General features: G+C 30.7%; 13 protein-coding genes. All 13 read right to left on the bottom strand.

Annotation, left to right across the window (positions count from 1 at the left end):
• Positions 1 to 13: 13 nt before the first annotated feature.
• Positions 14 to 1,021, bottom strand: coding sequence for a glycosyltransferase family 4 protein (locus tag BUR17_RS15365; protein ID WP_074231391.1), 1,008 nt, complete (start codon positions 1,019 to 1,021; stop codon positions 14 to 16).
• A 9-nt stretch (positions 1,022 to 1,030) separates the two neighbouring features.
• On the bottom strand, positions 1,031 to 2,335 hold the full coding sequence (locus BUR17_RS15360; protein WP_074231389.1) for an O-antigen polymerase: 1,305 nt from the start codon (positions 2,333 to 2,335) through the stop codon (positions 1,031 to 1,033).
• Positions 2,332 to 3,561 (bottom strand): lipopolysaccharide biosynthesis protein, encoded by a 1,230-nt coding sequence (locus tag BUR17_RS15355; protein WP_143747605.1) that lies wholly within the window; start codon positions 3,559 to 3,561, stop codon positions 2,332 to 2,334. Before BUR17_RS15355 ends, BUR17_RS15360 begins: the two co-directional genes overlap by 4 nt.
• A gap of 48 nt (positions 3,562 to 3,609) precedes the next feature.
• Positions 3,610 to 4,209: an acyltransferase gene (locus BUR17_RS15350; protein WP_143747604.1), complete on the bottom strand. Its 600-nt coding sequence runs from the start codon at positions 4,207 to 4,209 to the stop codon at positions 3,610 to 3,612.
• Positions 4,210 to 4,257: 48 nt separating this feature from the next.
• Positions 4,258 to 5,478 carry a UDP-N-acetyl-D-mannosamine dehydrogenase gene (gene wecC / locus BUR17_RS15345; protein ID WP_074231382.1) on the bottom strand — a complete coding sequence of 407 codons (1,221 nt, stop codon included), beginning with the start codon at positions 5,476 to 5,478 and terminating at the stop codon, positions 4,258 to 4,260.
• A 9-nt stretch (positions 5,479 to 5,487) separates the two neighbouring features.
• Complete coding sequence (gene wecB / locus BUR17_RS15340) at positions 5,488 to 6,609, bottom strand: non-hydrolyzing UDP-N-acetylglucosamine 2-epimerase (protein ID WP_074231380.1); 1,122 nt, start codon at positions 6,607 to 6,609, stop codon at positions 5,488 to 5,490.
• A 33-nt stretch (positions 6,610 to 6,642) separates the two neighbouring features.
• Positions 6,643 to 7,632, bottom strand: a complete 990-nt coding sequence (locus tag BUR17_RS15335; RefSeq protein ID WP_074231378.1) for a mannose-1-phosphate guanylyltransferase — start codon at positions 7,630 to 7,632, stop codon at positions 6,643 to 6,645.
• On the bottom strand, positions 7,629 to 7,973 hold the full coding sequence (locus tag BUR17_RS15330; RefSeq protein ID WP_074231376.1) for a phosphomannose isomerase type II C-terminal cupin domain: 345 nt from the start codon (positions 7,971 to 7,973) through the stop codon (positions 7,629 to 7,631). Before BUR17_RS15330 ends, BUR17_RS15335 begins: the two co-directional genes overlap by 4 nt.
• Before the next feature lie 69 nt (positions 7,974 to 8,042).
• On the bottom strand, positions 8,043 to 9,362 hold the full coding sequence (locus BUR17_RS15325) for a nucleotide sugar dehydrogenase (RefSeq protein ID WP_074231374.1): 1,320 nt from the start codon (positions 9,360 to 9,362) through the stop codon (positions 8,043 to 8,045).
• 89 nt (positions 9,363 to 9,451) lie between these two features.
• Positions 9,452 to 11,830 (bottom strand): GumC family protein, encoded by a 2,379-nt coding sequence (locus tag BUR17_RS15320; RefSeq protein ID WP_074231372.1) that lies wholly within the window; start codon positions 11,828 to 11,830, stop codon positions 9,452 to 9,454.
• A 21-nt stretch (positions 11,831 to 11,851) separates the two neighbouring features.
• The gene (locus tag BUR17_RS15315; RefSeq protein WP_074231370.1) at positions 11,852 to 12,661 is read right to left on the bottom strand and encodes a polysaccharide biosynthesis/export family protein; all 810 of its coding nucleotides are present in this window, start codon (positions 12,659 to 12,661) and stop codon (positions 11,852 to 11,854) included.
• Between the two features lie 116 nt (positions 12,662 to 12,777).
• On the bottom strand, positions 12,778 to 14,733 hold the full coding sequence (locus tag BUR17_RS15310) for a polysaccharide biosynthesis protein (protein ID WP_074231368.1): 1,956 nt from the start codon (positions 14,731 to 14,733) through the stop codon (positions 12,778 to 12,780).
• A 302-nt stretch (positions 14,734 to 15,035) separates the two neighbouring features.
• Complete coding sequence (locus BUR17_RS15305; protein WP_143747602.1) at positions 15,036 to 15,263, bottom strand: hypothetical protein; 228 nt, start codon at positions 15,261 to 15,263, stop codon at positions 15,036 to 15,038.
• Positions 15,264 to 15,265 lie beyond the last annotated feature (2 nt).

Below are 15,265 nucleotides of genomic sequence, written 5' to 3'. Positions count from 1 at the left end.
ATTTACTATCTATTTATTTTAGTTTATTTAAAAAACTATCTAAACTGTATAACTTTTTCTTATAAGAGAATACATTATTTGCACGATCAAAAGCCATTTTTTGTAGTTTAATTCTCAATTGCTCATCTTCAATAGCAATTTTAATTTTATCAGCTAAATCTCTCGGCGAACCTGGAACTGTATATAATCCAGTTTCACCTACAACGTCTTTGACAGCACCGACATCACAGGTAATAATGCAAGCTCCACACCCCATTGCTTCAGCCATTGCTAAACCGAAACCTTCATAATGAGATGGTTGGACAAAAATAGCAAAACTATTCATCATACTAATTTTTTCTTCCTTAGTTATTTCCCCCACAATTGTTACTAAACTATTTATATCATATCTTTTAATTAAAGAATGCAGATAATCAATTCCATCACCTCTTTTACCCGCTAACGTTAATTTAATTTCTCTACCTTCTTTCTTTAATATATATATTGCTTCTAGCAATTCAGGAACTCCTTTCCTAATCAAATTTTTCTTTCCACTCCATGCAATATTAAATAATTCTAATTTCTTATTTTCAAAATTTGGTTCTTTTAGATAATCAGCAGAAATGATATGAGGAAAATATTTTGAGGATTTTAATTTAAAATAATTAGTACAATTAACTAATTCGTGATTATTAACAAATAAATTCAATGAGGCTGACTTAACAGAAAATTTAATAAGAATACGCTGCCAAAAAGGTCTTGCAAAGTAATCAATACCGTCAAAGCCATCAGGAAATTTGAAATTAAAAGTTCCTGTTATTATTACAGGCTTTCTTAATATCTTAGCTAAAATAACCGGATAAAATGCATAGGTCCACCACCACACAAATAAAACATCAAATTTAAATGGAATGTCTATAAATCTATTTACTATTACAACCTCATGACCTAAATCTTTTAAAGCATCAATATCTTGTGTATAATATTCAAATAAATTAATATTTGATTTACTATCCTTGCAAAAAAATACAATTTTCGACATATAATATAATTATTGAATATTTTTAAAAATTCTTGTTGATATAATAATTTTTAAAAAAACTAAATTTGAAATAAAAAAATAGAAAGAAGTAGACTCATCACCTCTAAAAACAAATACAACACCTGTAAAATACAAAGTTATAGCAACTATTTGTAAGATAGTTATCTTTTTGATAAATAAAATATCAATTTTGTGAATAAAATATGAGATCAAAGGCATTAAAAAAATACTAAAAAGCCATCCAAAACTCAAGACAAAGATTCCAAAAAAACCTGGTGGCATACTTCCTCTTCTGCTTGAAGTACCCCCTCCTACAACATCTGAAAAAACAGCAGACATATCTTCAATTTTAAGCCCGCCTGACAAATTTGCAGGTAAATAAAAAAATAATGTTCGCCTAATAATCCCAAGAGGTATATAAAAATCATTTTCATAATTTTGATATATTGCTTCTACACTGGCCCTGTAAAAATACGATAAATCACTATATTCGATAATACGTGAACTGCTCAAATAAAATTCCTCCACAAAATCTATGTCTTCATTTAAAAAATATCTCGGAGCAAAATCACGAATGAATTGTGAAAAAACAAAAACTAAAAATAATGCAAATCCTATAATAAGGTGCTTTTTGTTAACACTAAAACTACAATAATTTTTGTGATATTTTGCCGCCAAAAATCCAGAAAATATATAGAAAAAAGACTTTCGATCTTTCGTTATGATGGAATAAACAATCAAAGAAACTAAGCACATTAGGAAAATTACTTTTGTCAATTTACTTTTCTTTGAAAAAAAGAATAAATATATATATACTGGAGTTAATGCAATAAGATAAGTTGACAAAACAGACAAAATAACATTATAATCGCCAGTCTCTATCCATCCAAATCGAGATATTGAAAATAATTCACTCAAACTTAAACCAGTAGAATATATGAAAATAAATAATCCTAAAACAATTATAATACCTGTTTTGTTAGCTAAAGTTGGATAAAAACTAACACCATTGAATTTCGGCTTAAGTAATCTCCTTTTGTATATAATAAATACACTAGTACTTAGTAATACTAATCCTAAAAGATTGTAAATAATATACACCTCAAAATTTAATATCAAATTATCCTTACCTGCTATTATTGATCTAGCACCGCCATAAAAACAATGTAATATAATTGGAACCAATACAAACAGTAATAAATAAATTGAAAAAAAAATGCCCGAAGCTAAATATCTAAGTTTGTTAACAAATATTTCTTTATACAGAATTAACGATGTTAATAGAAATTGCAAAAACAACAAAAAAATAATCATACAGCTGTGTTTGATGTTGGATAAATCGACCTATATACTTTAAATATTACTAATACGTATACTAAAGTTGTAGCAAAAAAATAAAAGTTAAAAAAACTAAAATAACTGAACGACATTAAATAGGCCACAAGTGGAACCACTAAAAAGACCAATAAAAACCTTAAACATTCGAAAAACATTGAGAATTTTTGTTTCCCCCATAGTGGTAATAAGGTTGTAAATGGTTGAAAAATCATATCTAAAAAAAAGAAAACAAATATAGGAATCACATAATAGGAATATCTAAGCCATTGCTTTCCAAAAAATAGTAGAACAACATCTTCAGAATAAAAAAATAAAAATAAAACACAAAAAACAAATGAAAATATCAGGCTAAGAAATACCAAATTCTTCTTTTTAAAATTAGTTATTAAATCTTTAGCTTTCTGAATTGATGTGACTTCACCGTTAAACAAATTCAATAAAGATCTCCTTAAAATCGACATTGGCGAAGCAACTGCGGAAGAAATCAAATAAAAAGCGCCAACTTCTTTCGAATTAAATAAGTATTGTCCGAATAAAATTGGTGCAAAAGGTGTTGCATACTGAATTAATACAATAATCGTATTGTAAGATGCGTGCTTATAGTCTGCTAGAAAGCATTCTTTAAGATTATTTATCTTTAAATTAGAAATTTTTTTGAAATAAGAGTTGTAAACAATTAAACCAATTAATAATTGAGATAGTGAATAAGCAATAACCAGCCCATTATTCCAATTAAAATAAAAGAAAAGAAAACCAAAAATAAGCTGCAATAAAGCTTGAAGTATTCTTACTCTCGAAAAATATTTGTAGTTTCCAATAGAAACAAGTAACTGTGTACTTAAATAAAAGATACTGGAAGAAAAACTAAAAAAAACGAGCCAATAACTTCTGCCAGAAAAGAGATCCGAAAAAAAATTAGATATTATTACAAAAAATATTAAAGTTATATGTACTACAAACATTAAAAAAAGAGTAAGAACATTAAACATATGTTTTTCTTCTTCTTTCTTGGAAAATGCAATGTAATCAAATCTCAACCCTGATACTATAGCAATAATTGAAGCAAAACCAGAAACATAAGCCAACACCCCAAAATCATCAGGACTATAAAGTCTTGCAAACAATACTGAACTGATAACCATAAGCAATTGAGCCCAGATACCAGAAAAAATAATTTTAAAAAAAATATTATATGTTTTCAAAACCAAAACTTATAAGTCATAACTATTTAAATACACAAACAAAAAAATCTAATCTCGCATACCAATTTCCTTCGCAGGTATTCCAACATATATCGCGTAAGGTTTTGTTATTTTATTCTTAATTAGTGAATTAGCCCCAATAATTGAACCTTGACTAATTTTACATCCCATTAAAACACAAGCACCACGTCCAATCCAAACATCTGATTCAATAATTACTTCATCTGAGATTAACTCTTGTTCTTTAATTAACATCTTTTTTTGATAACTGTGTTCTGCATCACGAATAGAAATAAATTCAGCAAATAAGCAATTATCTCCGATATTAATACTAATTTCTGATGAAATTACAGTATTTGAAGCAAAACTAACATTATCACCAATCTTTAATTTTGCATAATAGGGTACCTCAATCATTACATTAGGGCCAAAGGAACATTTTTTTCCAATATAAATTCCCCTATGTGGAGGATATTTAAAACTAAAATTTTTATCAACTCTAGGTATTGATTTACAGATACCCCCAAACGCGTTAACTCGTAGAAAAACCATTAGTCCTCTAAAATATAACATAAATAAGGGGAAAAATCTCATTGATGAATACAAAGTCGAAGAAAATTTGGTTAAATGTATATTATAGTTTTTCAAATCTAATTTTTAAAATAGTTAAACATTAAACTTTTAAATACAAAAAATTTAAGTAAGCTTAACATTATTTATTCCACAAAAATCAAGCACTACCTGATTATCTGAAAAATAAAGGTTTTTAAATTCATTATGTCCAACTAAAATTGCTATAATATCTGCCTTTTCAATTGCTTCTTCATATGGTGTGATTTTAAAGATATTATGCTCACTAATATTTGGTTCAACAATAAAATATTCTTCATCATTAGCATCCTGTAGAACTCTTTGAACAATGTATTTCGCAGGAGACTCTCTTAAATCATCAATATTAGGTTTAAAAGCCATTCCCATTAAAGCAATCTTCGGAGCTTTATTATGTTTTATCTGAAACTCTTTTTTAGCATCATTGATTTTCTCGGCACACCAAAAAGCTTTATGATTATTGACTTCTCGTGCTTTACCGATAATTCTTGATTCTAGCGGATAATCTGAAACGATAAAATAAGGATCAACAGCTATACAATGTCCTCCTACTCCACAACCTGGTTGCAAAATATTTACTCTTGGGTGTTTATTGGCAAGTTTAATAAGCTCCCACACATTGATTCCAGCTTTATCACAAATCAATGAAAGTTCATTTGCAAAAGCTATCTGAACATCTCTCGAAGAATTTTCCGTAAGCTTACACATTTCGGCTGTACGTGCATTGGTAGCATGAAGCTCACCTTTTACAAATTGTTTGTAAAACTCAATTGCTTTTTCTGTAGAGACTTTATTAACACCGCCAATAACACGGTCATTATGAACAAGCTCAAACATTACATTTCCGGGAAGTACTCTCTCGGGACAATAAGCAAAATAGATTTTCTCTTTTAATTCCGGTCTTTTTGAACAAATAAGATCCATCATTTTCTCTGTAGTACCTACCGGTGATGTAGATTCAATAATGTACAAATCTCCTTCCTTTAAAAGAGGAATAATACCTTCTGTAGCCGCCTGAACATATGATATATCGGGTTCGTGGTTCCCTTTGAATGGAGTAGGAACTACTACCAAATATACATCTGCTACTACAGCAGTTGTACCAGCTTTTAAATATCCTTTACTAACGGCAGTTGAAACTGCTTTATCCAAGTCAGGCTCTACTATATGAATATTACCTGCATTAATCGTGTCGACTACATTTTGTGAAATATCAACGCCATATACCGCCATTTCGTTATTTGCAATTAACGCAGAGGTTGGTAGACCAATGTAACCTAATCCTATTGTAACAACTTTTGTTTCCAATGTTATGTTTTATTTTAATTTAATAAAGTTTACAATTCTTTCACAAGCCTTCCCATCTCCATAAGGATTATGTAAAGCACTCATATTCTCATATCTTTCTGCATTATTTAAAAGGCTATTTGTTTCTCTTATAATTTTTTCTTTATCAGTTCCTACTAAGATTACGGTTCCTGCTTCAACAGCTTCCGGTCTTTCTGTAGTATCTCTCATTACCAATACTGGTTTCCCTAAACTTGGGGCTTCTTCTTGGACTCCTCCTGAATCTGTAATGATCATATATGATTTGTTCATCAACCAAACAAAAGCAGGATAGGCTAATGGATCAATCAACTTGATATTGTCTACTCTTGATAAAATTTCGTAAACAGGTTTTTTAACATTCGGATTTAAATGTACGGGATAAATAATTTGGACATCTTTATTACTCTGAGCAATTTCTTTTAATGCTTCGCAGATATTAATAAATCCTTGTCCATGATTTTCACGACGATGTCCTGTTACTAAAATTATTTTTTTATTAACATCAGTAATACTTTTCAATAAATTAATCTCAGGATTTTCAAGAACTTTTACTTTATTTGAACTATCTAATAATGCGTCAATCACTGTATTGCCAGTAACTATAACAGATTCTTGATCTACATTTTCTTTTAAAAGATTTTCTTTTGACTGTTGTGTAGGTGCAAAATGATAATCTGCAATTCTTCCTGCAACCTGTCTGTTGATTTCTTCGGGAAAAGGTGAACGTTTATCATGAGTTCTAAGTCCCGCTTCTATGTGACATATTTTTGCTCCAGAATAAAATCCTGCTATACTTGCTGCCATTGTGGTCGTTGTATCACCATGTACATATACAAAGTCTGGTTGAAAATCTTCTAAAACAGGCTTGAGTTCAGTAATTATGTCAGAAGTTAATGTGTAAAGATTTTGATTTGGACGCATCAAATTAAGATCATAATCTGGTGTAATTTCAAAAAAATTTAACACCTGATCCAGCATCTCCCTATGCTGTGCTGTTACACAAACTTTAGTTTCAAATAAATCAGAATATTTTTGAAATTCTTTTACAAGAGGAGCCATTTTAATAGCTTCAGGTCTTGTTCCGAATATAATAAGGTGTTTATTTTTCATATTTTTAAATAATAATATAAATACACTTTAACATTATCTTAAAGTGGATTTATATTTTTCAAGTTGATTATAAACTTTCTTTACATCCTGCGATTTTTCTTTATGGAGAATCAGTAATGCATCAGGAGTGTGAACTAAAATACAATCTTTAAGTCCTACAAAAGCTGTAAAAATTTCCGTTCCGATTACCATATTTCCATTTTCATCCACAGGATGACCCGTGGAACGCAAATAATCATATAAAGATTCGAAAGACCCTAAATCATTCCATCTAAAATGTGCAGGAACCACTTTAATTTTCTTTGATCTTTCCATAACTGCATAATCAATGCTTATTGATGGAATCTGAAGAGACGCATCAATATTTAAACATTGATTTTCTGATGTTTGCCAAACTTCTTTGCATTTATCAAATACTTCAGGCTGATAGTTTCTTAGTTCTTCCAAAAATATTCCTGCTTTAAAACAAAACATTCCGGAATTCCAAAGAAAAGTACCTCTTTCTAAAAATTCTTGAGCAGTTTCCGTATTTGGTTTTTCTCTAAATGAAAGCACATCTTTACCTTCATATTCAATGTAACCATAGCCTGTTTCTGGTTTTGACGGTACCACTCCAAAAGTTACGAGAAAGTCTTTTTTTGCTAATTCGACAGCCTCTTTTATTGCTTTTTCATAGGCATCCTGATTCTGAATAAAATGATCAGATGGAGTAATAATTAATATATCATCTGAATTAACTGCTAAAGCCGCAAAAGCAATAGCTGCAGCTGTATTTCGAGCTGCAGTTTCAGTAATAAAGGTTTTTGGTAAAGAAATATCACTTAATAGTTGTTTACTCCATTCAATATGATCTGTATTTCCCACAACCATAATCTGGTCTACAACTTCCTGATTACGCTCAGCTGTTAATTCAAATAGTGCTTTACCAGAAAATAATTTAAGAAACTGTTTAGGGTGTTGCTTACGAGAAAGAGGCCAAAGCCTACTTCCTACACCTCCTGATAAAATTACATTGTATATCATATTCTATTGTAATCGTCTTCAACTCTTACGATGTCATCCTCACCAAAGTAAGTTCCGTATTGTACTTCTATAAAAACTACAGGTTCATTAGTTTTGTTTTCAATACGATGATGTGCTCCTAAAGAAATCTTTGCAACCTCACCTGCTGCAAAATCTTTAATTTCATCATTAATAGTAATAGTTCCTACACCGGTAACTATTGTCCATACTTCTGCTCGGTGATGATGGTATTGAAGAGAAAGTCTTTCTCCTGGATTAACCAAAATTCTTTTTACTTTATGAGTTTCAGCGTCTTCTAAAACCCAATACTCTCCCCAAGGTCTTATATCGTGTTCTAACATACTTTTTCCTATTTATGTGACCTGCAAATATACTACGATTTGTACAGGAATTATATTAATAAAATTTAATTATAGTCTTTTGTCTATATCTTCTTTTGAGAACACTCCTTTTACATCATAAACAACTCCTTTTTCTTTGATTAAATGGTTTAAATTAAGACTAAGAAATTCATCATGAGCAACTGTAAGAATCACAGCATCGTACTTCTGATATTCTTCTAATTTGTTTACTATAATTTCAGAATAACAATTTATTCCATATTCATCAGCAACTTCCGATGAATTTGCCCAAGGGTCAAAAGTTATAACCTCAGCTCCATATTCCTGCAAATTGGTTATAACATCAATTGCCTTGGAATTTCTTATATCCGGACAGTTTTCTTTAAAAGTAATTCCTAAGTTTAAAATTTTGGATCCTTTTACTTTGATATCATTTTTGATCATTAATTTAACAACTTGTGAGGCGACAAATGCTCCCATAGAGTCATTCAATCTTCTCGCTGCTAAAATTAATTCAGAATAATATCCAATTTCTTGTGCTTTTTGTGCTAAATAAAAAGGATCAACCCCAATGCAATGACCACCTACCAAACCTGGTTTAAATTTCAAAAAATTCCATTTAGTACCAGCAGCTTCTAAAACATCATGGGTATCAATATCCATTAGTGAAAAAATCTTTGCCAATTCGTTCATAAAAGCAATATTGAGGTCACGCTGTGAGTTTTCAATTACTTTTGATGCTTCAGCAACTTTAATTGTCGGAGCCAAGTGAGTTCCAGCAGTTATTACAGATTTATATAAATCATCCACAATTTTTCCAATTTCAGGAGTGGATCCAGAGGTAACTTTTAATATCTTATCTACTGTGTGTTCTTTATCCCCAGGATTGATTCTTTCAGGTGAATATCCTACAAAAAAATCTTCATTGAATTTTAAACCTGATACTTTCTCTAAAACAGGCACACATTCTTCTTCTGTTACCCCAGGATAAACTGTAGATTCATAAATAACAATATCATGTTTCTTTAGAACTTTGGCTACTGTTTCACTTGCTTTGTATAATGGTGTAAGATCAGGACGATTATGTTTATCAACTGGTGTAGGAACAGTAATGATATAAACGTTGGCATTCTGAAGATCTTTATTATCCGCCGAACAGAATAACCCTTTAGTTATATTGTTCTTTAAAGGATTTTTTTGAAGCAAAACCGATTGTAAAACTTCATCGTCTAATTCTAAAGTTGTATCGGTTCCGTTTTGCAAATCGGTAATTCTTTTTTGATTAATATCAAAACCAATGACAGGATATTGAGTCGCAAATAGCCTTGCTAAAGGTAAGCCAACATATCCTAAACCTATAATTGCAATTTTATGCTCTCTATTATTCATTCTTAATCATTGCTAAACAGTTTCTTCTTGAAAATTAATTTGTAAAAAATTCTTAGATTTAAATTTCTATATCATTAACTCAATAAAGTTTATCTTCCAAATAGTTTATTCCACCAAGATTTATTGGTATCTGCGACATATCCGTAACCATATTTACCATAACCATATCCGCTATGGATTTTACTTACATCATTCAATACCAAACCAACATTTTTGATTTTCTTATCTTTAATCTGCTTATTGATAAACCCTATCAATTCCTTTTCTGTATGACCGGAACGAGTAACATATACCGTTACATCTGCAACATCAGCTATCAAAAAAGAATCTGTAACCAGCATCATAGGGGCAGTATCCAATATTATATAGTCATACATTGGTTTTAAACTTTCTACCAGCTCCTGATATCTTCCGTTGGATAATAATTCTGTGGGGTTTGGAGTAATAGCTCCTGAATAAATCACATCACAATACGGATTGAATGAAGTAGGATGAATAACTTCTGAAGGATTCATCTGGTCATCATACATAAATTCTGAAAGACCAATCAATCCTCTTCTGCTTTCATTATATCTCTGTAACTGTGGATTTCTTATATCTGAACCAATAATAATTACTTTTTTTCTTGGCGTTGCCAATGTAAGAGCTAAATTAACCGAAGTAAATGTTTTTCCTTCTCCTTTAACTGTAGAGGTAACAAAAATTACATTGCCTTTTTTGTTTTTCGGCAACATAAAATTAATGTTTGTAATCAAAATTCTGAATGCTTCTGCTAAAGGAGATAAATCATTTAGCTGAACTATTTCCGGATCACCTTTCTGTAGTGATGGAAGTTCTCCAACTACAGTTCCCCCATCAAGCAGCTTTTCTAGCTCTTGCTTCGTTTTAACTTTATTATTAAATAATTCTAATAAATAAATAACTGCAAAAGGAATTAACAACCCGATAATTAATGCCCCCAGATAAATAATCATTTTCTTGGGAGAAACAGGAATAGGATTAGTTAAGGCATCATCTACAATTCTAGCTTTTGGGGCAGCAATAGCCAAAGATATTGCCGCTTCTTCACGTTTTTGAAGCAATAATAGATAAAGCTGTTCTTTTATATTTTGTTGTCTTTCAATACTACGGAACATTTTTTCCTGAACCGGAATTTTAGAGATTCTACCAGACAGTCTGTTTTGTTCTCCCGCAATTGTTCCTATTGAAATCTGAAGTGCCGATCTGCTTTTCTGCAAACTTTGTACTACCGAACTACGCATACTGTTGATCTGATTGGTAATATCTTGTACAACAGGATTAGATGTCGTAGAATTTTCCAGCAATCTATTTCTGTCAATGACCAACTGATTATATGCGGCGATATTTGAGGTAATATTTCCGTCTGCAAGACCAACATTAAGAGGTAAAACCTGATACGTTCCCTGTCGGTTAACAGAGCTAAGCAAGCTGTTTACTAACTCAAGTTGAGATTCATTCTCAAGCTGCTTCTGGCGGCTACTCATTGCAGTTTCTAAAGAAAGTTCTGCTTCTGTTTGAATATCAGCAATATTATTCCGAAGTTTAAAATCTTCTTTTTGAGACTCTACATTTCCTAATTCCTTACTGATAAGATTAATACGCTCATCAATAAAACTTGCTGTTTTTTGTGCTTCTGAATTTTTATCTAAAATAGCTTCACGGTTATAATTTACGGCAAGCTTATCTAAAATATCTACTGATTTGTCTGGAATAGGATCTGTAATTGAAATTTTAAGAACCGTAGCTTCCTTCTGTACCAAGCTTACATTCAGCTTAGACAGGTAGTATCTAGCTCTATCCATCCCCGACATAAACTGTAATTTATATTCTTCGCTAGATTTTTCTTTAGAAGAATATTTGAAGTTTGGATTTTTCTGAAACATTACTACACCAAAAGGCATTGTAACTGATCTATTGAAGTCGGCCTGAATCTCTTTCTTGAAACTTTCGGATTCAATTATAATCTTATCGCCTTTTATTCTAGCAATAACTTCTTTTTTAGGATACTGCGTCTTTTTCTTTTCGCTGATAATCCTTACCAGAAAGGGAGACGTTTCTTTGTATAATTCTGTTTCTTTTATTTTTCCTTTAGAATAAATATTGGTTTCCAATGCTAATTCTCTCACAACAGATAGCATTAGTTTTTTAGATTTTAAAATCTCAATTTCATTATCAACAGAATTGGTTCCCATTCCACCAATACCCCCCAATTCGGAAATAACGGACATTTCCGGTTGACCAGCTGTCGACTTTTTAACTTCTTTTATTAATAAAGTTGATTCTGTACTATATATCGGGATACTATATCTTAAAAAGAACCATGCAACAATAACTGCTACAATTGCCCCTATAATAAACCAATACCATCGATAGATATAAGGTTTTATGATTTCTCTGATATTCAAAGACTCTTCCTGAGTCTCATCTTGTATTTGATTATAATCCACTATAAAGAATAATTCTTAATATTAATTTTTTGTAAGTGCTAAAACTCCAATAACCAAAGAAGCAATAACTGATGCAACGGAAATATACAATCCTGTGTTTGGATCTACCCTTGCAGCTTTTTCTCGGTTAGCATTTGGCTGCACATAGACCATATCATTTTGTTTTAAATAATAATACGGAGAATTGATAAATTGCGCACTTGTCAAATCTACTCTTTCTTTAGTAATTTGACCATCAACATTTCTAACAATCAAAACATTTGTTCGAATTCCAAAAGGAGTTAAATCACCCGCCAAACCTAGAGCCCCCAATAAAGTTGTACTTCCATCAGGAATAATATACTGTCCAGGTCTCGTAACTTCACCTAAAACAGAAACTTTAAAGTTCGTCAATTTAATATCAACCACAGGATTTTTAACATATTCTGAAATAAGACCTGTCAACTTACTTCTCATTGTTTCCAAATTTTCATTCTTTGTACTTACGCTACCAATTTGTGGAAACATAATATTTCCGTCTGTATCTACAATATAAGTAGATCCTGAAACAGGAATTTGCTGAGGAAGATTATTTGAACTTGGAACTGAATATTGCGTTATAGTAGAACTTGAAGAATAACTTTGGTTAAATGGTTTTACTACATCCATATCTTTAGCCGTTATAGTGATAATTAATTGGTCACCTGGTTGCAAAGTACTTCTGCTGTTTTTAATGGAATTATCTAATGCTAAATTCTCAATATCCTGCATGTAATTAATTTCCTGTCTTGGTGCACAAGAAAATATCGTTAAGCTAAGAATGCCGTAAATAAAATATTTTTTTAGGATCATTTCTGATAATTTTTTCACAAAAATAGGATTATTATTTCTCAAACAAAATTTGTTGATGATTATATTGATAATTACGTGTTAATAATACTTAATAACAGATACTTATTTTTCTGTATTTAATCTGACACATCTGTCAGGTTTTTCTTATCCAGAACTTCAAATTCCGAATTATTACTGATAAATTCTGGTACAATATCTTTCAAAAGCTTTACCACCTGCAACTTATCTCTTTTCACTGCTGATTTGATAATCTGCTTACACAAAATTTCAATTTCATTAAAACCAATTAAAGGATCTTTAGAAATCATAATTTTTTCATGGTGAGTAGGAATGGTTGTTGCATTATCGCTCAACAATTCTTCATATAGTTTTTCACCAGGTCGTAAACCTATAAACTTAATCTTAATGTCTACATCTGGTGTAAAGCCAGATAATTTAATCATTCTTTTCGCTAAATCTAAAATTTTCACTGGTTCACCCATATCAAAAACATAGATTTCACCACCCGCTCCCATTGTTCCTGCCTGAAGTACCAATTCACACGCCTCAGGAATTGTCATGAAATATCTGATAATATCAGGATGGGTGATTGTAACCGGACCGCCCTTTTCAATTTGTTTTCTAAAATGCGGAATTACAGAACCATTAGAACCCAATACATTTCCAAAACGAGTTGTAATGAATTTTGTTGTATTATCCTCTGAATTCTGTAAAGACTGCACAAAAAGCTCGGCCGTTCTCTTCGAAGCTCCCATTACATTCGTAGGATTCACCGCTTTATCTGTAGAAACCATTACAAAACGGTTTACTTTATATTTTTTTGAAAGCAAAGCCACGTTCTTTGTACCTAATACATTTACAAAAATAGCTTCGTGCGGATTTTCTTCTATTAAAGGAACATGCTTATAAGCAGCAGCATGATAAACCATTGAAAATTGATAAAGCTCGAAAACTTTTTCAAGTCTATATGAATTGGAAATATCTGCCAAGACAAATTTAAATTTCTGCTCGGGAAACTTTTCAAGCAATTCGAGTTCTAATTCATACAAAGGAGATTCTGCCTGATCTAATACAACGATTACTGAAGGATTAAATTGAGCAACCTGTCTTACTATTTCACTACCAATAGAACCGGCTCCCCCTGTTACCAAAACATTTTTTTCAAAATGTCTTTTTTTAACTTCTTCATTTTCAATTTTAATAGGCCTACGGTTTAACAAATCCTCAATTTGAAGCTGCCGAATCCCTCCAACCAAATCAGAATCACGCATTTTGCTCAATGTAGGTGCTTTCAAAACTTTAAGTTCATGATCTAATGCCAATGTCATCCATTCTTCGATCTCATGTTTTGACATGATTTCTTTGATAATCAAGAGAGCATCAAACTGACTGACTAAATTTTTATTCTTAAAAAAATAATCGATATTATAGATTTTATGACCTAAAAGAATTGCCTTATTTGAATCTGATCTCTTCGTAATAAAACCTTCTAAACGATAAGGATAATTAGGATTATGAAGTATAGCTCTAGCTAAAGAAACCGATGCATCACCTATGCCAACGACTGCAACTCTAGTTTTTGATGATGACCCTTTATAATCAATAAGAATATTAAAAAACTGTTTGGTTGCCATTCTGAAGAAAAACATAATGGAAACTGACATAAAAAAATAAAGAAATAATACAGGATACAGATACAATGATTTTTCTAAAAAAACCTCACTTCCAACATTAATTATCAACATAATAATTAGCGTACTTCCTGAAGATAAAACAATTTTAAAAAAATCAAAAAATGTAGAATGTCTTATGATTCCCGCATACGTTTTAAATATGAACATAAATAAGACATTAATACTAATAAGTAATAATTTCTGTTGAAATAAATAATTAGGAAAATTGACAGTAACCTTAAGTTTTTCTAAGAAAAAATAAGAAAGAATTATGGATAACAAGACTATAAAAAAGTCTATAATAATAACTATCCACCGTGGTATATATCTCAGCTCTGTGAGTTTCACAATATTATCCCCATTATACAAGGCAGTAAAAGCATCATTAAGCTTTTTCATTCAACATTTTGATATTTCGTTTATTCGGCAAATATAATGATATTATTTTTATAAAAAAATCGATATTTTCATTTACTTATTTTCTATTAAAAAAGAAAAAGAACAGCAGCATATTTATAAATAATAACTCACTCTTTAACAACACAATGTAAAATAAAAAAAATAAAACTGAATTTGCTTAAATTAATTCCCTAAAATAAGAACTATAATTTTAAAGTAAAAAAAAATCATTTATTAATAGTCAAAAAAAATCTCCCGGAAATAATTCCAGAAGATTAATTTTAATGATAACAATACTCTTCTTAAGCTACCTTCTTTTTATTTGCATAAGCAATTACCAAAGCAACCGCAACAACTAAAAGAGCAGGAATATAATCATCGATGGGAACTAATCCTGGATTTGCAGGAAAAGTATCTTCTTCTTGCAACTCAGTAGTACCATTATCATATACAAATGGATTATCTGAAGATTCTTGTGCGAAAGCAAATCCCGACAATACCATTACAAATATTATTATAATCTTTTTCATAA

Source organism: Chryseobacterium scophthalmum (genome assembly GCF_900143185.1).
GTDB lineage: Bacteria > Bacteroidota > Bacteroidia > Flavobacteriales > Weeksellaceae > Chryseobacterium > Chryseobacterium scophthalmum.
Note: the sequence above shows the minus strand (reverse complement) of the source record. Positions and strands in the feature narration are given on the sequence as shown.